This is a genomic window from Bacillus sp. UNC69MF (assembly GCF_000746035.1).
In the GTDB taxonomy this organism is placed as follows: domain Bacteria; phylum Bacillota; class Bacilli; order Bacillales; family Bacillaceae; genus Bacillus; species Bacillus velezensis.
On record NZ_JQKM01000007.1, the window covers coordinates 81,993 to 108,461 of the forward strand.

Here is a 26,469-nt window from a genome sequence, read left to right on the forward strand (position 1 = left end):
AAAAATAGGAAAAAAGTTCGCTTGACGGATGACAAGCCAAAAAGAAACAGAGGGGGTTTTCTCCCGGCGGGGCAAGGTTTGTCGAAACAATGTGAAAAATGTCTCCCGCCGTCCATTTTTCAGCCTTACAAACCCTTCACACTTCTTCATAGCGGTTTAACATTTCTTTTTTATAATAAGGGCGATCAATGAGACGAAAGGGGAACTGACATGACACATGACGGCCGTTTAGATGAATGGATCAAGGAATTGGAGAACAAAAGCTTTCAGAACAATACGTTTGACCGCCGCGCATTTATACAGGGCGCCGGGAAAATCGCCGGTCTTTCCCTCGGGTTAGCGGTCGCGCAATCCATCGGCGCGTTTGAAGTGAATGCCGCTCCGAAATTTTCAAACTATCCGTTCACCCTCGGCGTAGCTTCCGGCGACCCGCTGTCTGACAGCGTCATTCTCTGGACGCGTCTTGCCCCTGACCCGCTGAATGGGGGCGGCATGCCGAAGCAGGCCGTGCCGGTAAAATGGGAAATCGCCGTTGATGAACATTTTCGTCACATCGTCAAACGCGGAACGGAAATGGCCAAGCCGAATCTCGGACACTCCGTCCATGTCGAGGCGGACGGGCTCAAGCCCAATAAAGTGTACTATTACCGGTTTAAAAGCGGGCATGAGCTCAGTCCCGTCGGCCGGACGAAAACGCTGCCCGCTCCCGGTGCTGACGTATCCGCCATGACGTTTGCATTTGCCTCATGCCAGCAGTATGAACACGGCTATTATACGGCGTATAAACATATGGCGAAGGAAAAGCTTGATCTCGTGTTCCATCTCGGAGATTACATTTATGAATACGGACCGAACGAATATGTGTCAAAAACGGGAAATGTCAGGACGCACAGCAGCGCTGAAGTGTATACACTGTCAGATTACCGCAACCGTCATGCCCAATACCGCTCTGATGCCAATCTGAAAGCCGCCCACGCCGCATTTCCGTGGGTCGTGACGTGGGACGATCATGAGGTGGAAAACAATTATGCCAATATTATCCCTGAAAAAGGCCAATCCGTTGAAGCGTTTGTGCTCAGGAGGGCCGCAGCTTATCAGGCTTATTATGAACACATGCCGCTCAGGCGCATGTCATTGCCGAACGGTCCTGATATGCGGCTGTACAGGCAATTTTCTTATGGCAATTTGGCATCGTTCAATGTGCTTGATACAAGACAGTACAGAGATGATCAGGCCAACGGCGACGGGAATAAGCCGCCTTCTGATGAGTGGAGAGACCCGAAGCGTACATTGATGGGGACAGAACAGGAGCAATGGCTGTTCGGAAATTTAGCTGCCTCAAAAGCGAAGTGGAATGTGCTGGCGCAGCAAATCTTTTTCGCGCAATGGAATTTCGGAACAACCGCCAATCCGATATACAGCATGGATTCATGGGACGGCTACCCGGCTCAGCGGGAGCGGGTCATCAATTTTATAAAAAGCAAAAACCTGAACAATGTCATCGTGTTGACGGGTGATGTTCACGCAAGCTGGGTGTCAAACCTGCATACCGATTTTAATCAAACGAATTCAAAGATTTTCGGAGCCGAATTCGTCGGGACCTCCATTACATCTGGAGGAAACGGGGCGGATAAACGGGCCGATACGGATCAGATCTTAAAACAAAACCCGCATATTAAGTTTTTCAACGATTACCGCGGCTATGTCCGCTGTACGGTGACCCCTGCCCAATGGAGAGCGGATTACAGAGTGGTGCCGTACGTGACGGAGCCGGGGGCTGAGGTATCCACGCGGGCTTCATTCATTTATCAGAAAGACCAGACGGGGATTCGGAAGGTCTCTCAAGCTGCGGTTGCAGGCGGTTTAAAGCAGTCAAACGAGGTGGAAGAGGATCGTTTCTTCGCCCATAACAATGCGCATGAAAAGCAAATGAGAAAGAAACGGGCCAAAATCTCACAATAAGGAGGCACACTCATGTTTTCAAATATCGGCATTCCCGGGTTGATCCTGATTTTCGTCATCGCTCTCATCATTTTCGGGCCTTCAAAGCTTCCGGAAATCGGCCGTGCCGCCGGCCGCACGCTGCTTGAATTTAAAAGCGCCGCAAAAACACTGGTCTCAAATGAAGAGCCGGACAAGCAGACGGCTGAGAAAGACAAAACGGCAGGCTGAATCCTGACATGGGGGCAGACGAATCCGCTTCTGCCTCTTTCTCTATAAGGAGGATGTACGATTGGATAAAAAAGAAACCCACTTGATCGGGCATTTAGAGGAGATCCGGCAGCGTCTCATTAAAACCGTTATCGCCTTTCTCGTGTTTTTTATCGGCGCCTGCTGGTTTGTGCAGGATATTTATGACTGGCTGATCAAGGATTTGGATGGCAGGCTGGCCGTTTTAGGGCCGAGCGAGATTTTATGGGTATATATGATGATTGTGGGAATATGCGCCCTTACGGCAACGATTCCGGTTGCCGCTTTTCAGCTCTGGCGTTTTACGGCGCCGGCTTTGACCCCGTTTGAACGCCGCGCCGCTTTGCTTTACATTCCGGGGCTTTCGGTTTTGTTTATTATCGGAATTTCCTTCGGGTATTTTGTGCTGTTTCCGATTGTGCTCGGATTTTTAACACAATTATCCGCCGGCCATTTTGACATGGTATTTACGGCGGACAAGTATTTTACCTTTATGCTGAATCTTACATTGCCGTTCGGATTTTTGTTTGAAATGCCTCTGGCCGTCATGTTTCTGACACGGCTCGGAATCGTGAATCCAACCCGGCTGGCAAAGGCGCGGAAGCTTTCGTATTTTGTGCTGATTGTCGTCTCGGTGCTGATTACGCCTCCGGATTTTATGTCTGACTTTCTCGTCATGATTCCGCTGCTCGTCCTCTATGAAATCAGTGTGACGCTGTCCCGCATCGTTTACCGGAAGAAATGGGCCGAGGCGGCGTCTGCAGCTTAGTGAAGTTCGCCTCCGCCGGTCTCAATATCGTCCTCATGCGCCGCGGCGGTCACCGCGGCGATTTTGAGCGCTTTTGTCACGAGATCCAGGCTGAGGCTCGGCGCAGACTTTTGCAAGGTTTGCTCCGGAATGTACGGGATGTGTATAAACCCGCCGCGGATGTGCGGATGATGGCGGCTGATTTCATCCATCAGCCCGTAAAAGAGGTGATTGCATACAAATGTCCCCGCCGTGTAGGATACAGCCGCGGGAATGCCTTCCTTTTTGATTTCCTCAACGATCCGTTTGATCGGAAGGCCGGTCCAATAAGCCGCGGGACCGTCTTGAGAAATGTTTTCCCCGACAGGCTGGTTTCCTTCGTTATCCGGTATGCGCGCCTCATTGAGATTGATCGCGACCCGTTCCGGCGTGATCTGCATTCTGCCGCCTGCCTGTCCGACACAGATGATAATGTCAGGCTGATGCTTTTTGATCGCCTCGCGCAGCACGGCAAGAGACTTATAAAAAACGGTCGGCACTTGTTCAGATACGATAGAGGCAGGGCCCTCAGCGGCACCATTCAGCCGTTTGACCGCTTCCCATGAAGGATTGACCGTTTCCCCGCCGAAGGGGTCAAAGCCTGTCAGCAATACTTTTTTCTCCATATAAAACCCTCCTTTTCTTTTTACCATACTCTATAATGGACATATATTCCTGCCGAAGGGGGAAACATGTCTTGAATTCGCCTCTGGTGCAATACCGATCTTTATTTCCGGCGCTCCGCACACATACGATGCTCGCCAGCTGCTCTCAAAGCGCTCTTGCCCTGCCGGTTTCAAAAGCGATCAATGACTATCAGGAAAGCCTGCTTCAGCATGGCGGAAACTGGGAAGAAGCCATTGGACGAACGGAGCAGGCAAGGTGTGAATTTGCGAAATTGATCGGCGCCCATCCTGAAGAAATCGCCGTTTTACCTTCAGTAACGGCTGCTGTCTCTGCCGTCGTTTCCGCTTTACCGGATTGCCGAAAGAAACAGGCGGTGTATACGGAATTGGATTTTCCGGCGATCGCCCACATTTTGAAGGCACAGACTGAGATGGAGCTTTCAGTCGTGCCGTCTGAAGACGGAATGATCCCGTTAGAGCGGTATGAGACGTACATATCGGAACAGACGCTTTTCACCTGTGTGCCCCATGTGTCATATACGTCCGGTTTTGTCCAGGATATGAAGCGCATTGCCGAGATATCCGCAAAGAAGGGATCGCTTCTTTTTGTCGATGCTTATCAATCGGCGGGGCACATCCCGATTGATGTAAAAGAATGGGGAGTTGATATGCTGGCCGCGGGTGCGAGAAAGTATATGCTCGGCATACCGGGAACGGCGTTTCTTTATGTCAGAAAGGAACTTGCCGAACGGCTGAAGCCGAAAGTCACCGGGTGGTTCGGGCAGCAGCGGGCGTCGATGCTGGATTTAACCCGTTTTTCTTATGCGGACGGAGCCAAACGCTTTGAGACCGGAACCCCGGCATTTATCAGCATATATGCGGCACAGGCGGCTTTATCTCTAGTAAACGATGCCGGCACAGACCGCATTCACCGGGAAGTAAAAAAACTCAGCGCATTTGCGTATGAATACGCTTTTGAAAAAGGGTTGCACCTCACAGGGCCGCCGTCTGCCGATGACAGACCCGGCATGATTTCCATACGGGATGAAAAAGCGGCGGAAACGGCTGCGCTGTTGAGGCGGAAAAACATCGTATGCGCAACCAGCGGACAAATCATCCGGCTGGCGCCTCATTTCTATAACACGGCCGATGATCTGATCTATGCGATTGATGAACTGGCTGAAGCGCGCGGTATATAAAAAAACAGCAGACTCACGGGGAGCCTGCTGTTTTCTTATGAGTGATTCACTTTGACCCGTTTCATAAACAAGGCGCTGATCAAGCCGATAACAGCGACAATCATCGCGAAGATAAAGGCGTGCTGGACGCCCGCAATCAGCGCGTGAGAGTATGCGGAAGGATCATTCGGGTTTTTCACGGTGCTCATATAATTCTTCTGCCCGGCTGCCATGATGCTGACCGCCACCGCAGTGCCGATTGCGCCGGCCATCTGCTGGAGCGTATTCATAATGGCCGTTCCGTCCGGATAAAATTCCGGCGGCAGCTGGTTTAAGCCGTTCGTTTGCGCCGGCATCATGATCATGGAAATGCCGATCATCAGGCATGTGTGGAGCACGACGATGAGAATGGCCGTTGAAGTGCCGGTAATGTTTGAGAAAAACCAAAGTACGGCGGCCGTGATGACAAACCCGGGAATGACAAGCCACTTCGGTCCGTATTTATCAAACAGGCGCCCCGTTACAGGAGACATAAAGCCGTTTAAAATACCGCCCGGCAGCAGGATGAGTCCGGACGTAAACGCCGTCAGCATCAGTCCGCTTTGTAAATACATTGGCAATAGAAGCATTGTCGATAAGATAACCATCATACAGATAAATACAATCACGACACCGAGAACAAACATCGGATAGCGGAAAGCGCGCAGATTCATCATCGGCTGCTTCATTGTCAGCTGCCTGATGGAAAATAAGATGAGCGCGATCGCACCGACAGTGAGCGAACCGATAACCGTCGGGCTTGACCAGCCGTCTGATCCTTCGCCCGCATTGCTGAATCCGAATACGATGCCGCCAAACCCGATCGTAGACAGAATAATGGAAAGCACGTCAATTTTCGGTTTTGTAATGTCAGACACGTTCTGCATGTAGGCGATGCCGAATAAAAGAGCCAACACAAGAAACGGCAGGGAAATCCAGAAAATCCAATGCCAGTTCAAATGCTCTAACACAAGCCCTGAAAATGTCGGACCGATCGCAGGAGCGAACATGATGACAAGCCCGATCGTCCCCATCGCCGCTCCGCGCTTATGCGGCGGGAAGATGACGAGGATTGTATTAAACATCAGCGGCAGCAGCAGCCCGGTTCCTAAAGCCTGCACGATTCTTGCCGCCAAAAGAAACGGAAAGCTCGGTGCAAGCGCTGCAATCAGCGTGCCGATAATGGAAAAAGCGAGTGAAACGATAAACAGCTGTCTCGTCGTAAACCATTGCAAAAGCAGACCCGATACCGGCACAAGAATACCGAGAACGAGCAGATAGCCCGTCGTCAGCCACTGGACGGTCGCAGGAGTGATATGCAACTCCTTCATCAGGTCGGTCAGGGCGATATTCAGCGCCGTTTCACTGAACATGCCGATAAACCCTGCCGTCAGTAAAGAAATCATGATCGGCATGACTTTATATTGTTTGGAAGGCTGAGTGTTTTCCAAAATCATTCTCCTCTCTTTCTATACGTACATGTCTCTCGTATTTTATGTCTTCAGCAGGTTCGGGATTTGTTTAGAAATATGGAGGATCGGCATTTTGTCTTTTTTGGCTAAGGACACAATGATGCCGCCTTCTATCATGGCATTTAAAACAGTGCTGATTTCCGCCGCTTTCTCATCAGAAAAACCGGCTGATCTCAATTTGCCCGCGAACAGATTCTCCCATTCCTGATAAGCGCTTTGACAGGCCTGCTGGAGCTTTTCGCTCTTTAAAGCAGTCTCGGCAGCCAGTAAACCGACAGGAAACCCTTCAAAGTTCTCCGGACATGTGAATTGGCTTGATAAGTCCTGTAAAAACGCTTGAATGCTTTCCGCAGGATCAGGATGGGCATCAAGGCTTTCTTTTATTTTCATACGGATATAATGGCTCATTTCATTGACAGCCTCAATGGCGAGCTGCTCTTTGCCGTCCGGAAAATGATAGTAAAGAGAACCTTTCGGCGCACCGCTTTCTTTAATAATCTGATTCAGCCCCGTGCCGTAATACCCCTGAAGCTGAAACAGCCTGGTTGCCGCGGCGAGGATTTTTTCACGAGAATCTCCATAGCTCATAATGTTCCCACCTTACTGATTTTTGACAAATTTAAAATATAGTGACTGGTCTATTATCTTGATTTCACATGACGGTGTCAAGGTTTTTTAACGGTTATTTTCTTCGGGAGGTTGCCTGACAAGCACGTTGACCGGTGAGAGGAAAATCTTCATAAATAAAGAAAAGGAGAGAAAAGAATGAAAAAACAATTCATGCCCTTCATTACATTTATCACGGCTCTGCTCTTCATCGCGGCCGGCTGCTCCCAATCTCCTCAAGCGAAAGAAACACCGCCCCGGATGGCAGCCGCAGCCTCAGCGAAAAAAGACGGACTTCCGAATGTTAAAATTCTTGCCACCGGCGGCACAATTGCAGGCGCTGCTCCTTCAAAGACGTCAGCTACGGAGTACACGGCGGGGGCAATCGGAGTTGATGCCCTGATTCAGGCCGTTCCGGAGATAAAAGAGGTCGCGCATGTGAGCGGAGAACAGGTTGTGAATATCGGCAGCCAGAATATGAATAACGAGACACTGCTGAAACTTGCAAAACGGGTAAACAAGCTGCTCAAGTCTGATGATACAGACGGCATTGTCATTACACATGGAACAGACACACTTGAGGAAACCGCCTACTTTCTCAATCTGACGGTCAAAAGTGACAAGCCCGTTGTTGTCGCCGGGTCAATGAGGCCGTCCACGGCGATCGGAGCAGACGGGCCGTCCAACTTATATAACGCTGTAAAAACAGCGGCTGCGCCTGATGCGAAAGGTAAGGGGACGCTTGTCGTATTAAATGACAGAATCGCTTCGGCGCGCTATGTGACAAAAACCAATACAACCGCGGCCGACACATTCAAATCGGAAGAAATGGGTTATATCGGAACAATTGCTGATGACATCTATTTTAATAACATCATGACCCGAAAGCATACGAAGGATACAGATTTCAAGATAGACAAACTTGATAAACTGCCGCAAGTCGATATTATATACGGCTATCAAAATGACGGAAGCTATCTCTTTGAAGCTGCCGTAAAATCAGGGGCGCAAGGCATTATTTTTGCAGGCCCGGGAAACGGCTCAATGTCTGATGCGGCGCATAAAGGCGCCGTAAAGTCGGTCAAAAGCGGGCTGGCGGTCGTCCGCTCCACAAGGACGGGAAACGGAACGGTAACACCTAATCGAGAGTATGAAAAAGACCATTTGACAGCTTCAAACTCTCTCAACCCTCAAAAAGCGCGGATTCTGCTGATGCTCGCGCTGACAAAAACGCATGACCCTAAGCGGATTCAAACCTATTTCAATGAGTACTAGGAGAAGAGAACCGGGTGTTCTCTCCTTTTTTTGTTTGCCGTATTAAAGTATAAGTGTGCTTTCGGGAAAGGGGCGTCTTTCTCATTTTTCCGCCTCTTTTTCAATTGTTGAAAACAGTAAAAAATACTCTATTTTTTCCTTTTCTTCTCTAATAAAATGAAAATTGCAAAAAAATTACATAACAGGAGGAAAGTTCATGAAACAAATCAAAAGCAAAATCCTAGCGATCCTTACAGTCTGCATGCTCTCCGTCATTTCCGTATTTGCCTTCCAGCCGACCGTATCGAAAGCCTCCTCAGAGCATAACCCGGTTGTCATGGTCCACGGAATCGGCGGGGCGTCCTTTAACTTCGCGGGAATCAAAACGTACTTGGCATCCCAAGGCTGGTCAAGAAATGAGATGTACGCCATTGATTTTCTGGACAAAACCGGAAACAACAGACACAATGCACCGAGACTGTCCAATTACGTGAAAAAAGTGCTCAGCGAAACAGGTGCGAAAAAAGTCGATATCGTCGCGCACAGCATGGGCGGCGCCAACACGCTCTATTACATTAAAAATCTTGACGGCGGAGACAAAATCGCAAACGTCGTCACACTCGGCGGAGCGAACGGCCTTGTGACCAACCGGGCGCTTCCGGGGACTGATCCGAACCAAAAGATTTTATATACATCGATTTACAGCTCAGCGGACTTAATCGTCCTGAACCCGCTGTCACGGCTGATCGGCGGGAAAAACGTGCAGATTCACGGTGTCGGACACATCGGACTTTTGATGAACAGCCAAGTAAACGGGCTGATTAAAGAAGGTCTGAACGGCGGCGGACAAAATACAAATTAACAGTTTCAAAGCCCCGGAGAATGAGAATATCCCGGGGTCTTTTTTTCTTCCATATTCTTTTTTCGCCGTAAACCAAGCCCTCTGAAGTTATTTTTGTTAAAATAATAAAGTTATATCAGAATTCGGAGGGTTTATTGTGGGAAAAGTGAAAAGAAATGCCCCTTGCCCATGCGGCAGCGGGAAGAAATATAAAAAATGCTGCGGAAGCAAAGAAGCTGCCATTCCGGCAGACATCGCGGCAAAAGAAGCGAAACAGATTCAGGAAAGCCTAATGGAGTACGCCTTTACAGCACATAGAGACGGCATATCATCATTTATTAACCAGCACGCGTTCATTACGGAGCTGGACAGACAGACAAAAGACATCGGAGTCTTCAACCTCGGCATCTGGGGAATTTTCTTCCGTCCGCTGGCAGGCGGCAAGACGATTTTTGAAGAATATCTTCAGAAAAAAGCCGGCGGCATCAACCGCCCGAAAACACGGGAAATCGTTGAATCATGGAAAAGCATGACACCTGCCGTTATGGTGCTTGAAGATGTGAAAGAAGGAATGATTCACTTTGAAGATGTGATGACGAAAAAACAATTCAAAGTGGAAATGGACGTCAGCCAGCAGGATCTTCCGCCGGCGGGAAGCCTGATTCTCGGCTATCCGATCCACGAAGCGGAAAAAGCGGAGTTCTTCATGCAATTTACGATCTTCCCTGTGAAGCGGACCGAAGCTCTAATCAGCAAAGTGAAAAAGGCGGCTGCCCCGGCTCTTGCGGAAGGAAAATCGCCTGAGCGCTTTATGCAGGACAACTTCGACATTGTGCTGGCCGCTCTTTTAGGAACGGCGGCAGAGCCTGAGCAGGCTGCTGAAGAAAAACAGACAGAGTGGGCCAACGACATGGAAAAGGAAACGGCAGACGCTATTGAAAAAGGCCTGAGCGGGGATGAATACCCGGCTGAGCTGGTTCCGGCCGTAATTGATCTGTGGAAAACGTTCTGTATCAAAAAAACACCGACGATCAGAAAGCCTGAAGCTTTCGCGGCGGCGGTCGAATATTACGTAAACAGCATTTCTCTGAACGGCGCGTCCGTTTCTCAAGCCAAGCTGGCGAAGAAGTACGGCGTCAGCGCCTCAACGATTTCCAGCCGCTATAAGGAAATCGAGGGTGCTCTCACGGATGAAGCCGAACGCTTCGCCGCAGCTCTGACATCTTAATACACAGCCAAAAAAACCTTGAAGGGCAAACGCTTTTCAAGGTTTTTTCTGTAGATAGGCTCTCAGGCAGGATAATTCTTACCGTCTATCTAATACTAAACAGAGCGATAAAAGGAAGGGAGCCTGAGCCATGGATGAGACACGTACGCTGGGCAGGACGGATTTACGGGTAAAGCGTATCGGTTTTGGCGCAAATGCGGTCGGAGGACATAATCTGTTTCCGAATCTTAATGATGAAACGGGAAAAGAACTCATCCGCACAGCATTGGACGGCGGCGTCAATTTTATTGATACGGCGTTTATATACGGTTTGGGGCGTTCCGAAGAGTTAATCGGTGAAGTTGTCGCAGAGCGCGGCGTGCGGGACAGCCTCGTGATTGCGTCAAAAGGCGCGCATAAAGAAGTCAACGGACAAATCGAGCTGGACAACAGCCGTGAATTTCTCCGGAGTGAGGCGGAAAACAGCCTGAAGCGGCTGAAAACAGACGTGATTGATTTGTATTACGTCCACTTCCCTGACGGCAAAACACCGCTCTCCGAAGTGGCGGGCACGCTAAAAGAACTGAAGGACGAAGGGAAAATCAGAGCAATCGGCGCGTCCAATCTCAGCTTCCGGCAATTGCAGGAGTTTAACGCCGACGGCTATTTAGAGGTTTTTCAATCGGAATATTCACTGATTCAGCGTGAGGCGGAGCATGATCTGCTGCCTTATTGTGAAAAGAACGGCATTTCCTTTATTCCTTATTTTCCGCTTGCTTCCGGCTTGCTGACGGGAAAGTTTACAAAAGACACAGTCTTTGAGGACAACCGAAAGAACAGGCCGCCGTTTCAGGGAGAAGCTTTTCACCAAAATCTGGAGCGAGTGGATAAGCTTCGGGCCGTTGCGGAGGAAAAAGGGGCGCAGACAGCGCATATCGCACTCGCATGGCTTCTGTCGCAGCCGGCGGTGGATGCGATCATTCCCGGAGCCAAACGCCCCGACCAGCTGAAACACAATCTGGACGCGCTTCATGTGCAGTTAACCGAGGATGAGGTTCAATATATCAGTGACATCTTTAAGTGAAAATAAAAAAAGGAAATAGCCTGCGCTATTTCCTTTCTTGTTGTCAGGACGTTTTCAAAAACGCTTCTGTCAATCCTTCCAGATCGGCGTCTGTATCCAGATACCACTGGCCGCGGGCGTTTTTCTTCATCTCGATTTCTCTTGTAACAGAAGAAGAAGCCGGTTTGAGGCGCATAAACTCTTCCGGATAGACAGAAAGCAGGTGGCTGACAATTTCGTTTTCATCAGCATCAGGGTGCTTTCCGGCATAGTCTTGCACGCGGTCTTGCAGCTGGCCCGCAAGCGGAGACATATCAAGCGGCGTCACTTTTGCTTCAAGGACGGCTTTTTTGCCTGACATGGACTTGGTATGCACCTTGAGCTCTGTGTTATCCCGAAGCGCTGATGACATGGCGTCAATAATAGCGGAAATGGCTTTTGAATCCGCCTGTTCTTGTGATATACCTGCAGAAGCGATAAAGCTGGCTTTCGCCGATTCCTGATATGCGGCGGCCGTCATTTTTTCATTTACACCGGTCAGGCGGGTGAAATCTTTATTGTGCTTGCCGTACAGCATCACATCAATGTATGCGGATAATGCGTCCGCTGGGTCAGGTTTTGCGTTGGAGGCTGTGCCTTTGACTTTCAGTTTATAAGATAAAGGCTTCGCGTCTTTTGCCTGCGGCTGATATACCAATTCATAGGATTTGCCTTCGTCAGCCGTGAAGTACAGATTGCCCGTCACTGTCTTACCCGCATGAAGCGTGCCGCTCTGCATCAAGTCTTCCTTATCGGTCTTGGCTGTTTTCACGTCATCCTGATAAAGCGAGAAGTCGCTGCTTTTGACGGTAAGCGGGTCTTTGCCCGTATTTTTGACGGTGACCGTTACTTTCAGCGCGGCCGGATGTTCAGTATCGTTTGAAGCGGCCCATGCCGTCTCTTTTATTTTCACTTTCGCCGTGCTGCTTTCCTGGCCGCCGCTCGTTTCGCTGCTGCATGCGGCGGTAAATGCCGTGAGAAGCAGAATGAAAAACACGGCGCTCATTTTTTTGATGGACATCTGGTTTACCCCCTGTTGTTAATGATTAATTCGATAGTCATGAAGATGGACAGGTTAATTATACTAGTTTTGTATAAAAGAGTCTTGGTAATCATCAATCTTTTTGGAAGAAAAGGAAGTGTTATGATGAAAAAAGAAGAGTTGAAACAGCTGGCTCTCCGAATCGGAGACGTACCTGCCCGCTACGAGAGTAATGTGGAAGAATACCAGGAAGATGAGGTTCTGTTTTGGTGGGAAGATAAGAATGATCCGGAAGCCGGCATCATGGTCGAATTAGACCGGGACGGAAAACTGAAATACTTATCCCGTCCGGCTTTCCAGACTGATCTGCCGCCTCTTTCGGAATCGGACATAGAAGAACGGATGCGGGCGTTTTTAGAAACCCATCGTCCGGGGGCATTGGCTGAGTTTGAATTGGAAAACAGCGGCTCCGCCAATGATGGCGATGTGAGATATTCCTATGTTCAGATGGCTGACGGTCTGCCGCTTCCGCTGACCGGGTTTTACATCGACCTGGCTGTGACAGGGGAAGTAACCGGCTTTTCTTACCATGGGAAGGCCGATGATCTGTTAAGACCGGAGACAATTGCGGACAAGCGGGAAGCATTGGCTCACTTTGTCAAACATATTGAAGCAGAGCTGTTGTTCACCGTCCTGCATCAGTCCGTCTATGTGCAGGGGGATGACAAGCCCCATCTCGTCTATGAAATCGTGTCTCCGACGCGGCCGATATCGGCCGACCTGAAGGAAGAGAATGTAGAATTAGACGAATATGAAGAGCTGGAAGACGACACGCGGCCGTATGTCCCGATTTCACGCCCTGCACCTGAAGCGGAAAAGTTGAGCATCAATGACATGATCGGGCTGCACGACGGTTTTTATAAAGAGAGGGAAAGCGATCTTGGAGAGGGCTGTATCGGCGTTGCCTGGCGTCCTGAAAAAACAAAATCCGTACGGGAAGATAAAAGCTTTGAAAGTCTGTTTAAAGAACGGAATGAACACGTATTGAAAACAATGCATGATAAAGAATCGGGCCGGCTCACCGGGGTGATGTCATTTATAAAAGTTGAAGGCGAACCGAGGTTTTCCGAGGAAGAATGCCATCACATGGCCATTCGCTTTTTATTCGCCATGTTTCCGGAAGCGGATCAGTATTTCCGGGTTCAATATGATGAGCCGGATGATGAAGGAGAAAACGTGGGACTTACATATAAGGCTTGTTCGGGCGGCGTTGATTTGCGATTCGGAGAGGGGAGAATCTGTGTCAGCAAAAAGACGGGTCTTGTCACTGTATATATGCCGCCGGAAATTGATCCGAAAGAGCTCCAGGAAATCGATCCCGTTCCTTCATTGACAATGGAAGAGGCGAAAGACGCGATCCGCCGGGCCATCAAAGCCGAGCTCGCTTGGGATCGTTGTTACGATGACGACAGCTGCGGAAAAGTGTACAGGCTCGTATACAAGCCGGTTTTCCCGCTGTTTATTGAGGCTCATACAGGGGAAGCGATCACGAGTTTAATAGGCTGAAGGTCATGGGCGTTCGTCCCGGGGCTTTCGCGGGGAATGTGACATTTGTATGAAAAAGAGCCGCTCTGAATACGGCTCTTTTCCCTCTTTGCTAAAAATAGACACATAAAAGGCACTTTCTTCCCTTTAAAAGGATAAGGACGTTTTTATATAATAAAAAACAGTTCTTTTTTATACACTCTTCTGAAAGGATGACCCCATTGCTGAAAGAACATCTGAGAAAAAAAGCGCTGGAAATCGGGAACATACCGCCGGACTATGAGCTTGAAATAGAAGATTATGATGAAAAACAAAAAACGAAAGCCTATTATATATGGAAAGATCGTAACCATCCGGATAAAACGGTCACGATTGAGCTGGGCGACGACGGATCTTTGCTTACCTATTCACGCAACGACTGTCCGAGTTCAGACATGCAGCTGTCAGACGCCGAATTAAAGCTGACGGCTCTTCGGTTTGCGGCGAGACACCGCCCGCTAACTTTTATGAATTTCATCTTTCAGGCGAGGGAAGAACGCAATGGGTGCATCCGATTTATCTATACAAAAAAAGTGCTCGGCCGGCCGCTTCCCGATTCAGGTTTTTTCGTTGATGTAACCAGGAGCGGCTTCGTCGTGCAGTTTATCTATTACGGGGATAAGGGTGAAGCGCCCGTTCCGGAAACATTCGTCGATCGGGAAAAAGTCGTCTCGCATTATATGAGTGTGCTGACATTCAGTCTCGTCTATGATGTGGTCAATTTTGAGAAAATACCGCGTCTCGTCTATGAACCGATTCTGCCGGCTTACAGCTATCCGGCCGGTGAAGATGATATCGTGCCGGATCAGCAGCTTTGCGAAGACAGGAATGAGCCGGCAAAACCGCTTCCCGCGTTTGAACATAAACGGGAAATCAGCCTGGATGAATTAATGGGGTTTACCTCGGATATGGTTCAGACGCGCCGGCGCGATCTCGGGGATGAGATCGGAACGACATGGCGGAAAGGATCGGTTCCGGAACGGAAAGATTTGAGTATCGAAAGCTATTTTGAAAGCAGCAACAAAAATACAATGAAGATGAAAACGGACAAAAAGACAGGGAAAATGACAGCCTTTAAATCTTTTATTGAGCACCAGGGCCCGGCCTTTTATTCTGCGGAAGAGTGTGAGGCCGTCGCGCTTCAATTTTTATACAAGCTTTATCCGAGAGCGGACGAGTTTTTTAAAATGAACCCGGTGAAAACGGACGGAAGGGGCAGGTTCCGCTTCCATTTTTCCATATGGCATCAGGATATTCCGCTGCGGTTCGGCGCTGCGAGAATACTTGTCAGTCCCGTAACGGGGCTTGTGGAAGCTTACATGGCGCCTGACATTGACCCGGAGCAGCTGGAGAAGATCAATCCGGTGCCGGCCGTTACTCCCGAAGAAGCAAAGGCCGCTTTTTTATCCGATTTCCATCTGCGGCTGGAGTGGCAGCGCGATTTTACGCCGTCCGGCAATGAAGGATATAAGCTTGTGTACAGGCCTGTCTATCCTCCGTACATTGATGCGCAAAAGCGAAAAAAGAAAAGGTTTTATTAGCCAGGGATCATTTGTAAATGAGGATAATCTTTAAAGCCTCTCCAATCGCCTCCCCAATCAAAACCGAGCGTTTTGGCAATCGATACGACCTCAAGCCAATCGGGCGTGCCGTTTCGGTTTCCGTCGTACGTCATATCCCAAATCAGGCTTCCATCCTTTTTTTGCAGGGCGAAGTCGATCGCAAGGCCGTAATTGTGGTAAGATTCCCCGCCTTTTGCGTAGGTGACGATATTTCCTTTTTTTGAACGTCCTTGACGGTACAATTCGTTTTGTTCCTCAATTGATCTGAAACCCTCTGTGATAACGACGGTGATGCCTTTGTTCAGAGCGGCCGTCTGCAATAGCTCCGCATTCTGTTTCACGAGCGGATGAAGAGCGCTTGGAATGGCTCTGTCTTGTAATGCCGTCTGCGGCCTCAATTCTTTCTGCACATAGGAAAAACATAGGTCTGCGGAAAAGAAGAGGATCAAAAGCAGCGCAATTCTGACTGGTCGTTTCATGGTGAATTCTCTCTTTCTTTAATTGATTAAAATCTTTGTTTGCTCACTGCCATAAATTTGCTATGATAAAATATAACATAATTAGTAGCCGGAGGAAGGAGGCAAATCTATGAAATCCAAGATTCCATCTGAAGAAGTGGCCGTAAAGATGAATGAATGGTATAAGCTGATCCGCGCGTTTGAAGCCGATCAAGCTGAAGCGCTGAAGCGGGAGATTCAATATGAACTCGAAGATATGGAAGAGAACCAGGATTTATTGTTGTATTTTTCATTGATGGAATTTCGGCACCGCATCATGCTGGATAAATTAAAACCCATGAAAGACGGCGACTGCCAGCCTCCGTTCTCTGAAATGCTCACTGAGATTGAGATGAACCAGCAAAAGCTGACCGGCTTACTGGAATATTATTTTTACTATTTCAGGGGAATGTATGAATTTAAGCAGAAAAACTTCATCTCAGCGATTTCTCATTATAAGCGGGCTGAGGAAAAGCTTGAATATGTGGAAGATGACATAGAGAAAGCCGAGTTTCTGTATAAAATTTCTGAGGTGTACTATCATATCAAGCAGACTTTCTTTTCGATGAATTACGCGGGACAGGCGCTTGATATTTACAAGAAATATGAATTATACGGAATGAGAAGGGTGCAGTGCAAATTTATCATTGCCGGAAATCTGATGGACGCCCAGCAGCATAAAAAAGCGCTGGAATACCTCGAATGCGCCTTGGAACACGCGGAGCGGCTTGATGATCAATATATGATTGCTGCGGCCTATTATAATATCGGGCACTGTATGTACAGTCTGGGTGACTTTTGCAAGGCGGCGGAGGATTTTGAACGGGCGGCTGCCGGATTTGAAGCACACAGCTTCCGGCAGGTCATCCAGGCTGTTTTTTCACTCACGCATATCTACTTTAAAACGGAAAAATACAGTGAAGCCGCCGCCAGCTGCGCGCGGGGCATGAGAAGCGCGGCGGAGTGGGAAGATGAGATCTATATGACGAAATTCCGTCTGATTAAAGAGCTTTATCAGGGGGAAGGCGGACAGGATTCGCTCAAAGAGTATTTTGACATTCTGGAATCAAAAGAGCTGTTGGCTGACACAGAGGAACTGCTTCAGGACGCGGCTCATTTCTTTCATAAACGGGAGAACTACAAAGCGGCATCTTATTTTTTCAGCAGGCTTGTCGGCGTGCAAAAAAGGCTGCAAATGAACAACTACGCATAATGAAAAAAAGAACGAGGGAGCTTCGGCTTCATCGTTCTTTTTATGATCTCTTTTGTTTTCGGCCGATCAAAACCGGGTACATGCTCTGTATTAACATCAGGGAGGAAAAGAGACAATGTATCAGGATTTACAGGGAAAAACAGCGATCGTAACAGGTTCTTCGAAAGGAATCGGAAAAGCCATTGCCGAACGCTTCGGCAAGGAGCGGATGAATGTGGTTGTGAACTACCTCGGTGATTCCGCCGGAGCGGAAGAAGCGGCGGACATCATTGAGAAAGCGGGAGGCAGAGCCGTCACCGTAAAAGCCGATGTATCCTCAGAAGAAGGGATTCAGGCGCTGTTTGATGCCGCCCAGGAGCATTTCGGGGGTGTGGACGTGATGGTCAACAATTCCGGCTTTAACGGGGCCGAAGCGATGCCCCATGAAATGAGCCTGGAGGATTGGCAAAGGGTCATCGACGTCAACGTGACCGGCACCTTTTTGGGGGCGAAAGCGGCACTGAAACATATGCTTGAGCGCGGCAAAAAAGGAACGGTCTTAAACATATCGAGCGTTCATCAGCAAATACCCCGTCCTGAAAACGTGCAGTACTCGGCATCCAAAGGCGGGATCAAAATGATGACGGAAACGATGGCGCTCAATTACGCAGACAAAGGCATCCGGGTGAATGCCATCGCTCCCGGCACGATCGCCACGGAGTCCAATAAGGATCTGGAAGATGAAACACATAAACAGGCCCAGCTGAAAAAAATTCCGATGAACGCCTTCGGAAAACCGGAAGAAGTCGCCGCGGCCGCCACATGGATGGTGTCGGAAGAAGCGAGTTACGTAACCGGAACGACACTTTTCGTCGACGGAGGCATGACGCTTTATCCGTCTCAGCTGGACAGATAAAAGAGAAGGGGAAACCTTCTCTTTTTTGTTTAGGGAAGGATCATAAAGGAAATGGTTCTCTAAAAAACAGGAGGGCCGCAAGATGGCGAATGACTGGTGGAAAGACGCCGTTGTCTATCAAATCTATCCGCGAAGCTTTCAAGATACGAACGGCGACGGTATAGGCGACCTGCGGGGGATTATCGCGCGTCTCGATTATATAAAAGAACTTGGCGCTGATGTGATATGGATCTGCCCGATTTACCCGTCGCCAAACGTCGATAACGGCTACGATGTGACGGATCATCAAGCGATTATGGAATCTTACGGAACGATGGAGGACTTTCACGATCTGCTTACAGAATGCCGCAGCCGCGGATTAAAGCTTGTGATGGATTTCGTCTTAAATCATACCTCCACGGAGCATCCTTGGTTCAAAGAGGCGGAAATGAATCCGGACAGCAAATACCGCGATTATTATATTTGGCGGCCGGGCACCGCGGACGGCCCGCCGACCGATTGGGTGTCGGATTACGGACAATCCGTCTGGCAGTACGAAGAACATACGGGCGAATATTACCTGCATATGAACGCCGTCAAACAAGCCGACCTGAATTGGGAAAATCCCGAGGTTCGGCAATCCGTGTACGAGATGATGAGATTTTGGCTCGATAAAGGCGTGGACGGATTGCGAATAGACCAGCTCCATCTTCTGTCAAAAAAAGAATACTTGCCGCCATATGAAGATTACATCGCCCGCCGGGCCGATCCGAAGCCTTTCCGGCCAAACGGAGCACGGATACATGATTACTTAAAAGAAATGACGAAAGAGGTATTTTCCAAATATGACGTGATGTCGGTCGGCGAGGCCGGATCAGTGACGCCTGAGGAAGGGCTGGTCTACACGGGAACCGATGAGCATGAACTGAATATGATTTTTCATTTTCAGCATATGGAGCTTGATCAAAAGCCGGGCCAAGAGCATTGGGATGTAAAACCGCTTGAGCTGTCCGATTTGAAGAAAGTGCTCACAGATTGGCAGGAAAAACTGGAACATCGAGGCTGGAATACGCTGTATTGGTGCAATCATGACCAGCCCCGGATCGTATCCCGTTTCGGAGACGAAGGCACATACCGCAAAGCATCCGCCAAAATGCTTGCCGCTCTGCTTTATTTCATGAAAGGCACGCCGTACATTTACCAGGGGGAAGAAATCGGCATGACAAACGCTCCGTTTGACAGAATAGAGGATTATCAAGATATTCAGACCATCAATATGTATCATAAAAGGGTATTTGAAATGGGCCGGAACAGGGAAGAAGTCATGGCGTCCATTATGGCGAAAAGCCGGGACCATGCCCGTACACCGATGCAGTGGGACGGCAGCAAGAATGCCGGATTTACGGAGGGCGAACCGTGGCTCGCGGTCAATTCCAATTACAAAACCGTCAATGCGGCCGAGGCTCAGGATGATCCCGATTCTATATTGAACTTTTACAAAAAACTGATCCGCCTGCGAAAACAGTATGCTGATATCATAAAAGGCAGCTACACGCTGCTGCTTCCTGATGACCCGCAGCTGTTCGTGTATGAAAGACAGGCAAACGGACAAAAACTCATGTCCATCAGCAACGTATCGAAAGAAGAAGCCGCTTTTTATTGGCCGGACGGTTCCGAACCTGAAAGGGCCGAGCTGCTTCTCAGCAACTATGATAATGACAGCGGCACGGAATCCCGCATCACATTCCGCCCATACGAAACAAGAGTTTATCTGCTTGCCTGATATGTGATAGGACTCCCCCGTCCATACATGGCGGGGGCTTTTTAGGTAAATTGGATATTAATTTAGAAAAAAATATCTTGCAAAACGTAATTACTTCGTTTTATTATGGTATAGGTAACAAATGAACGAGAAAGAACGCTTTGGAAATCGTCATCATTCTGATTTACAGAACAGGGGGAAACGGCTTGTTTAAAAAATGGAGCGGAATCATTGTCATTGCGGCATGCTTTTTAATTGCGGCGGGCTGCGGCAATTCATCTTCAAAAGGTTCGTCAGGTTCTTCAAAAAGCGGCAAACTGCACGTCGTGACGACCTTTTATCCTATGTACGAATTCACGAAACAAATTGTCAAAGACAAAGGCGATGTAGACATTCTCATCCCGTCTTCGGTCGAACCCCATGATTGGGAGCCGACGCCGAAGGATATCGCCGGCATTCAAAACGCCGATCTTTTCGTATACAACAGCGAATATATGGAGACATGGGTTCCTTCAGCGGAAAAAAGCATGGGCTCTGATCATGCGAAGTTTGTAAAGGCGTCGAAAGGAATTGACTTACTCGAAGGTTCGGATGAAGAGGAAGAGGAACATGGACACGGCGGTCATGACCACAGCCACAGCATGGACCCTCACGTGTGGCTCAGCCCGGTTCTTGCGCAAAAAGAGGTCAAAACCATTACGGCGCAGATTGTAAAACAGGACCCGAAGAATAAAGCATACTATGAGAAAAATAGTAAAGAATATATTGCAAAACTGCAGGATCTTGATAAACTATACCGTACAACATTAAATAAAGCGGCGAAAAAAGAATTGATCACACAGCACGCGGCATTCAGCTATCTCGCCAAAGAATACGGCTTAAAACAAGTTGCGATTGCAGGCCTTTCTCCTGAAGAAGAGCCGAGTGCGGCCAAACTGGCGGATCTCAAAACGTTTGCCAAACAGCATGATGTGAAGATCATCTACTTTGAAGAAGTTGCATCGCCTAAAGTTGCAGATACGCTTGCCGGTGAAATCGGCGCGAAAACGGAAGTGCTCAATACACTGGAAGGTTTAAGCCAAAAAGAACGGGATAAAGGCATCGGTTATATCGACATTATGGAGAAAAACCTTGATGCACTGAAAGATTCGCTATTGGTTAAATAACATAGTGTGCGCCGCGGGGTGCACACTATTTCTATGCGGGAAAGGAAGGTCAGCATGAATCTCGTTACATTACAGGATATCGTTTTTGGTTATTCGCATACACCCGTGCTTGACGGCGTGTCGCTGGAAATCAAAAGCGGCGAATTCGTCGGCATTACAGGACCGAACGGCGCGTCAAAATCGACGCTGATGAAAGTCATGCTCGGCATGCTCAGACCTTGGGAAGGAACGGCCGAGATCAGTAAAAAAAACGCAGCCGGAAAACGCCTGACAATCGGCTATGTTCCGCAGCAGATTTCTTCATTTAACGCAGGATTCCCAAGTACGGTTCTGGAGCTTGTGCAATCAGGCCGTTATACGAAAGGAAAATGGTTTAAACGATTGAACGAAACGGATCACCATGAGGTGGAAAACGCGCTGAAGATGGTGGAAATGTGGGATTTCCGCCACCGGAAAATCGGCGATTTATCCGGCGGACAGAAGCAGAAAATCTGCATTGCGAGAATGCTTGCGAGCAATCCGGATCTGCTGATGCTTGATGAGCCGACAACCGCGGTTGATTATGAAAGCAGACAGGGTTTCTACGAATTTATGCACCATCAGGTGAAAAATCACAACCGCACTGTCGTCATGGTGACACACGAACAAAACGAAGTACAGCAGTATCTGGATAAAGTCATACGGCTTGAAAGGGGGGAAAAAGGCGGATGGAAATGTTTGACTTGGAATTCATGCGACGAGCTTTTCTAGCGGGAAGCATGATCGGAATTATGGCGCCGATATTAGGCGTATATCTCGTGCTGAGAAGACAGGCGCTGATGGCGGATACGCTGTCTCATATTTCATTGTCGGGCGTGGCCATCGGTTTTTTTCTCAGTACCAATATTACGGCGGCGAGCATCGTTGTCGTCACGATCGGAGCGATCGGCATTGAATACATGCGGCGGGCGTACCGTACATATTCCGAGGTATCTATCGCAATCTTAATGGCGGCCGGGCTGTCGTTTGCGATGTTTCTGATCAGCCTGTCAAAAGGCGGCGCGTCGATGAGCATCGATCAATATTTATTTGGATCGCTTGTCACGGTCAGCCAGCAGCAGGTCTATATTATCGGAGGCATTACCCTGCTGATTTTGCTTTATTTCATTATATTAAACAGACCGCTCTATCTGCTTACTTTTGACGAGGCGACGGCGAAGACATCAGGCATTAACACAAACCTCCTGTCAATGTCATTCAGCATCGTGACGGGGCTGGCGATTTCGGTCATTATTCCGATTATCGGCGTGCTGCTCGTTTCCGCGCTCCTCGTACTGCCCGCGGCTTTTGCAATCCGTATCGCCAAAGGGTTTAAATGGGTGTTTGCGGCAGCCATTATTATTTCTCTTTTCAGTGTGTTCATGGGGCTGACGTCTTCGTACCAGCTCGGAACGCCTCCGGGGCCGTCAATCACTTTACTGTTAATCATTCTGCTTCTGCTCGGGTTTACGCTGCAGGGGATTTGGAATGCGTTTAAAAAAGGAAAAGAACGAAAAAACCGCCGTTAAGCGGTGCAGCAGTCTCATCTGCTGCTCCGTTTGACGGCTTTTTTTTACAGAAATATATCAGCAAGACGCTCATATGACTCTTTTTTTGCTTCGAAATCAAAGACGTTGCACAGCACCATCATCTCTTTTGTCTGATACCGCGCAGAAAGTTCAAGCAGACGGCGTTTCACTGCGGCAGGAGAGCCGATCACCATCCGCTTCCGGTTTTCTTCTATCTGTTTACGATCCTCCGGCGAATACGGATAAGCCTTCGCTTCTTCCACACTCGGCACGCGGCTGTCGGCGCCTTTTCCGACACGAAGAAGCCATAAATCCTGGCTTAAGGCGAGTTCTTCCGCTTTCTCATCCGTAGCCGCGCATATGACGAAAATGGCACAGAGCGAGGCGGGAGCGGAAAAATGGGCGGAGGCCCGGAAATGGTCCCGATAGATCTGAAAAGCTTTTTCCCCGCGTTCCGGATTAATGAAATGGCCGAAGACATAGCCCGCACCTTGAAGAGCGGCGCGTCTGGCGCTGTTTTCCCCGAGGCCGAGCACCCAAAGCTGCGGGGCTGTTTCAATCAAAGGCGCTGTTTTTATTCCGGCATAAGCATGGTCCGAGGGAACCGAATCTGTCAGAAAGGATGATAAATCCTGAAGCTGCCTGTTAAACTCGGTCATGCTTTTCTTTACTCCGTCTGTGAGGGCGAGCCGGATTTTCGTCGTGCCGCCCGGTGAGCGTCCGACCCCAAGGTCAATCCGGTTCGGATGCAGCGCCTCAAGCTGACGGAAAGTTTCCGCGACTTTATAGGGGCTGTACTGCGGCAGCAGCACGCCGCCTGATCCGACACGGATGGATGTTGTAGCTGCGGCGGTATGAGCGATCATAATTTCCGGCGAAACGCTTGCGAGCCCTCTTGTGCCGTGATGCTCGGCAAACCAGTACCGCTTATAGCCCCATCCTTCACTGAGGCGGGCGAGCTCCGCTGAACGGCGGAGCGTCTCGTGCGGCCCGTTTCCTTTGGATACGGGCGCCTGATCAAGTATGCTTAAATCAATCACTCGTCTGCCCCTTTCCTGACATGTATTGATACAAGGATAGGAAAAATGTTCAGTCTTCGTCAATTTCTTTGTTTTCTCTATTTTCTCCGGAACGAAGGAGAATATAGGAAGTAATTTTTCGCCGTTTTTCGCCAAAAATTCTTATGTTTTATGAAACTTTGATATAATAAAAGACGTATATCTTAATAAACACCGGGATTCTTGTCCCGGAATTTAGTAAAAATGCGCACTTGCGGCGTGCTTAGCGGCACCCTTACAGAATAGGAGTGAATCATATGGCGATCTCTTTACAAAAAGGACAGCGGATTGATTTAACAAAAGGAAAAGCCGGCCTGTCAAAACTGCTGGTCGGACTCGGCTGGGACCCTGTATCATCCGGGGGCTTTTTCGGAAAGCTGTTCGGCGGAGGCGGTGCCAATATCGACTGTGACGCTTCCGTACTGATGCTTGAAAATGATAAAATGACAGACAGCAAAAACGTCATCTATTTCGGCAATCTGAAAAGCCGGTGCGGCGGTGTCGTACATACGGGTGACAACCTGACGGGTGAAGGCGACGGCGATGATGAACAAATCCTCATCGATTTGGCGAAAGTGCCCGCTCAGATTAATAAACTTGTGTTTGTCGTCAATATTTACGACTGCGTCAGACGAAAACAGGACTTCGGCATGATTCAAAACGCGTTCATCCGCGTCGTTGATCAGGCTAACCGCGAAGAACTGGTGACTTACAATTTAAGAGATAACTATTCAGGCAGAACGAGCCTGATCGCGGCTGAAATCTACCGCCAGGACGGCGAGTGGAAATTCGCCGCAGTAGGAGAAGGCACAAACGATACAAAAATCGGCGATATCGTTAACCGATACGCCTAAACGATAAAAAGGAGAGTGCACACATGGCAATTTCATTGGCAAAAGGACAAAAAGTAGATTTGACTAAAACAAATCCGGGTCTTTCTAAAGTCGTTGTCGGCCTTGGCTGGGATACAAACAAATACGACGGCGGACATGATTTTGATTTAGATTCCAGCGTCTTTCTATTAAATGAAGCAGGAAAATGCGCGTCGCCCGATGATTTCATTTTCTATAATCAGCTTGAAGGCGGAAACGGCTCTGTCGCACATTCAGGCGACAACCTGACAGGCCAGGGCGAGGGCGATGACGAAAGCGTAAGGGTCAACCTGAGCGCAGTGCCCGCGGCTATTGACAAAATTTCATTCGTCATCACGATTCATGAAGCGGAAGCGCGCGGCCAAAACTTCGGACAAGTTTCCAACGCGTTCGTGCGCATTGTCAATGAAGAGACAAATGAGGAGCTGATCCGCTATGATCTGGCTGAAGATTTCTCAATTGAAACAGCCATTATCGCAGGGGAGCTTTACAGACATAACGGCGAATGGAAATTTTCCGCGATCGGCTCAGGCTACCAAGGCGGACTGGCCCGTATTGCGACAGATTACGGCCTGCAAATCGGCTGAACCATATCACACACAGAAGGGAGAGACGGCACATGGCTATTCAATTGGCGAAAGGACAGCGTGTTGATCTGACAAAAACGAACCCTGGCCTTACAAAAGCGGTGATCGGCTTAGGCTGGGATACGAACAAGTACTCCGGAGGGCATGACTTTGACCTTGACGCGTCGGCTTTTCTTGTCGATGCCCATGACAACTGTGTAAATGATCTTGATTTTGTTTTCTACAATAACCTGGAACACCCAAGCGGGGGCGTCATCCATACGGGAGACAACCGGACGGGCGAGGGCGAGGGAGACGATGAACAAATTATCGTCGACTTCTCAAAAATACCCGCAAATATTGAAAAGATCGGCATCACCGTCACGATTCATGATGCGGAAGCGCGCGGCCAAAATTTCGGACAAGTTTCGAACGCGTTCGTGCGCGTCGTCGATGAAAACAGCCAGAATGAACTGCTTCGTTTCGATTTAGGGGAAGACTTCTCGATTGAAACGGCGGTTGTCGTTTGTGAGCTTTACCGCCATGGGGCTGAGTGGAAGTTTAACGCCATCGGCAGCGGGTTTTCCGGCGGTCTGGCATCACTTTGCCGGAATTACGGCTTGCAGGTGTAAGCAGGAAATTACCGTTTTACTAAATAGGAGGAAAAAACTTGGATTTTCTACATCATATTATGTCGACCTACGCTTCCTTTTTTGATTGGAAAATGTGGGGTGAGGTGCTGACTGACCCTGTATCATGGGGGCTGATCGGTTCCTTGGTTCTGCTGGAAGGGCTGCTGTCGGCCGACAATGCGTTAGTGCTTGCGGTGATGGTAAGGCATCTGCCTGAAAAACAGCGGAAGAAAGCATTAACATACGGATTGTTCGGGGCATATATTTTCCGTTTTATCTTTATCGGGATCGGAATGCTGCTCATTAAGTTCTGGTGGATTAAAGTGCTTGGCGCGCTGTACCTGGCTTGGCTCGTCATTAAGCATTTCTGGATCGGAGAAGGTGATGACGATACGGAAGGCATGAAGAAAAATTCATGGATGGTCCGTACGTTCGGAATTTTCTGGGCCACTGTCGTTTCAGTTGAGTTAATGGATTTGGCCTTCTCTGTTGACAGCATTCTGGCCGCGTTTGCGGTATCGGAAAAAGTGTGGGTGCTCTTGATCGGCGGTATGCTTGGCATTCTCATGATGCGTACAGTCGCAAAAGTATTCCTTGTTTTAATTGATAAAATCCCTGAGCTTGAAAATACGGCTTTTGTGCTGATCGGGATTATCGCCGTGAAAATGGCGGCGAGCGCCTTTGATTATGAAATGCCGCACGTGGTGTTCTTCGGAATCATCATCGCTGCGTTTGTGGTAACGTTTATTATCCACTATTTCAACAAACAAAAGCAGGTTCAGGAGCAAACGGCTGCATCTAAAGAAGAATAAAACAAAAAAGGAGGGAGAGTTCATTTCCTTCCTTTTTTGT

The 26,469-nt window shown here is 48.8% G+C and carries 26 protein-coding genes; 20 read left to right on the top strand and 6 right to left on the bottom strand.

The genetic code is table 11. From position 1 onward, the window contains the following. Positions 1 to 210 precede the first annotated feature (210 nt). The 3 genes from BR62_RS0106930 to tatC all read left to right on the top strand — a co-directional run bounded on the left by BR62_RS0106930 (position 211) and on the right by tatC (position 2,959). A complete protein-coding gene (locus tag BR62_RS0106930; RefSeq protein ID WP_032870235.1) occupies positions 211 to 1,962 on the top strand; it encodes an alkaline phosphatase D family protein in 1,752 nt (583 codons plus the stop codon). Positions 1,963 to 1,974: 12 nt separating this feature from the next. Then, the gene (locus tag BR62_RS0106935) at positions 1,975 to 2,172 is read left to right on the top strand and encodes a twin-arginine translocase TatA/TatE family subunit (RefSeq protein WP_003156681.1); all 198 of its coding nucleotides are present in this window, start codon (positions 1,975 to 1,977) and stop codon (positions 2,170 to 2,172) included. A gap of 61 nt (positions 2,173 to 2,233) precedes the next feature. Next, the gene (gene tatC / locus BR62_RS0106940) at positions 2,234 to 2,959 is read left to right on the top strand and encodes a twin-arginine translocase subunit TatC (RefSeq protein WP_032870236.1); all 726 of its coding nucleotides are present in this window, start codon (positions 2,234 to 2,236) and stop codon (positions 2,957 to 2,959) included. Here tatC and pcp read toward each other — a convergent pair. Continuing rightward, entirely contained in the window at positions 2,956 to 3,603 is a 648-nt protein-coding gene (gene pcp, locus BR62_RS0106945; protein WP_007409027.1) for a pyroglutamyl-peptidase I, read from the bottom strand. The genes tatC and pcp overlap by 4 nt on opposite strands. 71 nt (positions 3,604 to 3,674) lie before the next feature. Between pcp and BR62_RS0106950 the strand changes: the two genes are divergently transcribed. Then, the gene (locus BR62_RS0106950) at positions 3,675 to 4,802 is read left to right on the top strand and encodes an aminotransferase class V-fold PLP-dependent enzyme (RefSeq protein WP_032870237.1); all 1,128 of its coding nucleotides are present in this window, start codon (positions 3,675 to 3,677) and stop codon (positions 4,800 to 4,802) included. 35 nt (positions 4,803 to 4,837) lie between these two features. Here the strand turns inward: BR62_RS0106950 and lmr(B) are convergent, their stop codons facing one another. Beyond that, complete coding sequence (gene lmr(B), locus BR62_RS0106955) at positions 4,838 to 6,277, bottom strand: lincomycin efflux MFS transporter Lmr(B) (RefSeq protein WP_032870238.1); 1,440 nt, start codon at positions 6,275 to 6,277, stop codon at positions 4,838 to 4,840. Positions 6,278 to 6,313: 36 nt separating this feature from the next. After that, positions 6,314 to 6,880, bottom strand: coding sequence for a transcriptional regulator LmrA (locus BR62_RS0106960; protein ID WP_007409030.1), 567 nt, complete (start codon positions 6,878 to 6,880; stop codon positions 6,314 to 6,316). A 177-nt stretch (positions 6,881 to 7,057) separates the two neighbouring features. On the opposite strand from BR62_RS0106960, the gene BR62_RS0106965 reads away from it, so the two are divergent. From BR62_RS0106965 to BR62_RS0106980, 4 genes are all read left to right on the top strand, one after another. After that, positions 7,058 to 8,173, top strand: coding sequence for a type II asparaginase (locus tag BR62_RS0106965; RefSeq protein WP_020955272.1), 1,116 nt, complete (start codon positions 7,058 to 7,060; stop codon positions 8,171 to 8,173). A gap of 196 nt (positions 8,174 to 8,369) precedes the next feature. Continuing rightward, positions 8,370 to 9,014 carry a lipase EstA gene (locus tag BR62_RS0106970; RefSeq protein ID WP_007409033.1) on the top strand — a complete coding sequence of 215 codons (645 nt, stop codon included), beginning with the start codon at positions 8,370 to 8,372 and terminating at the stop codon, positions 9,012 to 9,014. Positions 9,015 to 9,150: 136 nt separating this feature from the next. Beyond that, entirely contained in the window at positions 9,151 to 10,221 is a 1,071-nt protein-coding gene (locus BR62_RS0106975) for a helix-turn-helix domain-containing protein (protein WP_032870239.1), read from the top strand. A gap of 130 nt (positions 10,222 to 10,351) precedes the next feature. Continuing rightward, the gene (locus tag BR62_RS0106980; RefSeq protein WP_007409035.1) at positions 10,352 to 11,284 is read left to right on the top strand and encodes an aldo/keto reductase; all 933 of its coding nucleotides are present in this window, start codon (positions 10,352 to 10,354) and stop codon (positions 11,282 to 11,284) included. Positions 11,285 to 11,327: 43 nt separating this feature from the next. On the opposite strand, the gene BR62_RS0106985 is transcribed toward BR62_RS0106980, so the two are convergent. After that, positions 11,328 to 12,323 carry a DUF5105 domain-containing protein gene (locus BR62_RS0106985; protein WP_032870241.1) on the bottom strand — a complete coding sequence of 332 codons (996 nt, stop codon included), beginning with the start codon at positions 12,321 to 12,323 and terminating at the stop codon, positions 11,328 to 11,330. A gap of 126 nt (positions 12,324 to 12,449) precedes the next feature. Between BR62_RS0106985 and BR62_RS0106990 the strand changes: the two genes are divergently transcribed. Both BR62_RS0106990 and BR62_RS0106995 read left to right on the top strand, forming a co-directional pair. Then, positions 12,450 to 13,850 carry a YcdB/YcdC domain-containing protein gene (locus BR62_RS0106990; protein WP_032870244.1) on the top strand — a complete coding sequence of 467 codons (1,401 nt, stop codon included), beginning with the start codon at positions 12,450 to 12,452 and terminating at the stop codon, positions 13,848 to 13,850. A gap of 200 nt (positions 13,851 to 14,050) precedes the next feature. After that, positions 14,051 to 15,409 (top strand): YcdB/YcdC domain-containing protein, encoded by a 1,359-nt coding sequence (locus tag BR62_RS0106995; RefSeq protein WP_015239098.1) that lies wholly within the window; start codon positions 14,051 to 14,053, stop codon positions 15,407 to 15,409. Here the strand turns inward: BR62_RS0106995 and BR62_RS0107000 are convergent. Continuing rightward, positions 15,406 to 15,909, bottom strand: coding sequence for a M15 family metallopeptidase (locus BR62_RS0107000; protein ID WP_007409039.1), 504 nt, complete (start codon positions 15,907 to 15,909; stop codon positions 15,406 to 15,408). The genes BR62_RS0106995 and BR62_RS0107000 overlap by 4 nt on opposite strands. 109 nt (positions 15,910 to 16,018) lie before the next feature. Here BR62_RS0107000 and BR62_RS0107005 point away from each other — a divergent pair, with 109 nt between their 5' ends. From BR62_RS0107005 to BR62_RS0107030, 6 genes are all read left to right on the top strand, one after another. Further along, a complete protein-coding gene (locus BR62_RS0107005) occupies positions 16,019 to 17,140 on the top strand; it encodes a response regulator aspartate phosphatase (protein WP_007409040.1) in 1,122 nt (373 codons plus the stop codon). Positions 17,141 to 17,255: 115 nt separating this feature from the next. Further along, positions 17,256 to 18,035, top strand: a complete 780-nt coding sequence (locus BR62_RS0107010; protein ID WP_020955275.1) for a glucose 1-dehydrogenase — start codon at positions 17,256 to 17,258, stop codon at positions 18,033 to 18,035. An 82-nt stretch (positions 18,036 to 18,117) separates the two neighbouring features. After that, positions 18,118 to 19,797: a glycoside hydrolase family 13 protein gene (locus tag BR62_RS0107015; protein WP_032870246.1), complete on the top strand. Its 1,680-nt coding sequence runs from the start codon at positions 18,118 to 18,120 to the stop codon at positions 19,795 to 19,797. A gap of 185 nt (positions 19,798 to 19,982) precedes the next feature. Beyond that, entirely contained in the window at positions 19,983 to 20,942 is a 960-nt protein-coding gene (locus BR62_RS0107020; protein ID WP_032867360.1) for a metal ABC transporter substrate-binding protein, read from the top strand. A gap of 54 nt (positions 20,943 to 20,996) precedes the next feature. Next, positions 20,997 to 21,692 (top strand): metal ABC transporter ATP-binding protein, encoded by a 696-nt coding sequence (locus BR62_RS0107025; protein ID WP_003156655.1) that lies wholly within the window; start codon positions 20,997 to 20,999, stop codon positions 21,690 to 21,692. After that, positions 21,650 to 22,489 carry a metal ABC transporter permease gene (locus BR62_RS0107030; RefSeq protein WP_007409044.1) on the top strand — a complete coding sequence of 280 codons (840 nt, stop codon included), beginning with the start codon at positions 21,650 to 21,652 and terminating at the stop codon, positions 22,487 to 22,489. The genes BR62_RS0107025 and BR62_RS0107030 overlap by 43 nt, the downstream gene beginning before the upstream one ends. Positions 22,490 to 22,533: 44 nt before the next feature. Here BR62_RS0107030 and BR62_RS0107035 read toward each other — a convergent pair whose 3' ends face one another. Continuing rightward, entirely contained in the window at positions 22,534 to 23,529 is a 996-nt protein-coding gene (locus BR62_RS0107035; RefSeq protein WP_029973930.1) for an LLM class flavin-dependent oxidoreductase, read from the bottom strand. Positions 23,530 to 23,804: 275 nt separating this feature from the next. Between BR62_RS0107035 and BR62_RS0107040 the strand changes: the two genes are divergently transcribed. Genes BR62_RS0107040 through BR62_RS0107055 form a run of 4 tightly spaced genes read left to right on the top strand, consistent with a single transcriptional unit; the run spans position 23,805 to position 26,429 of the window. Beyond that, positions 23,805 to 24,401: a TerD family protein gene (locus BR62_RS0107040; protein ID WP_015239102.1), complete on the top strand. Its 597-nt coding sequence runs from the start codon at positions 23,805 to 23,807 to the stop codon at positions 24,399 to 24,401. Between the two features lie 23 nt (positions 24,402 to 24,424). Then, positions 24,425 to 25,006 (top strand): TerD family protein, encoded by a 582-nt coding sequence (locus BR62_RS0107045; RefSeq protein ID WP_007409047.1) that lies wholly within the window; start codon positions 24,425 to 24,427, stop codon positions 25,004 to 25,006. A 32-nt stretch (positions 25,007 to 25,038) separates the two neighbouring features. After that, positions 25,039 to 25,617: a TerD family protein gene (locus tag BR62_RS0107050; protein WP_003156645.1), complete on the top strand. Its 579-nt coding sequence runs from the start codon at positions 25,039 to 25,041 to the stop codon at positions 25,615 to 25,617. 38 nt (positions 25,618 to 25,655) lie between these two features. Next, positions 25,656 to 26,429 (top strand): TerC family protein, encoded by a 774-nt coding sequence (locus BR62_RS0107055; RefSeq protein WP_003156644.1) that lies wholly within the window; start codon positions 25,656 to 25,658, stop codon positions 26,427 to 26,429. Positions 26,430 to 26,469 lie beyond the last annotated feature (40 nt).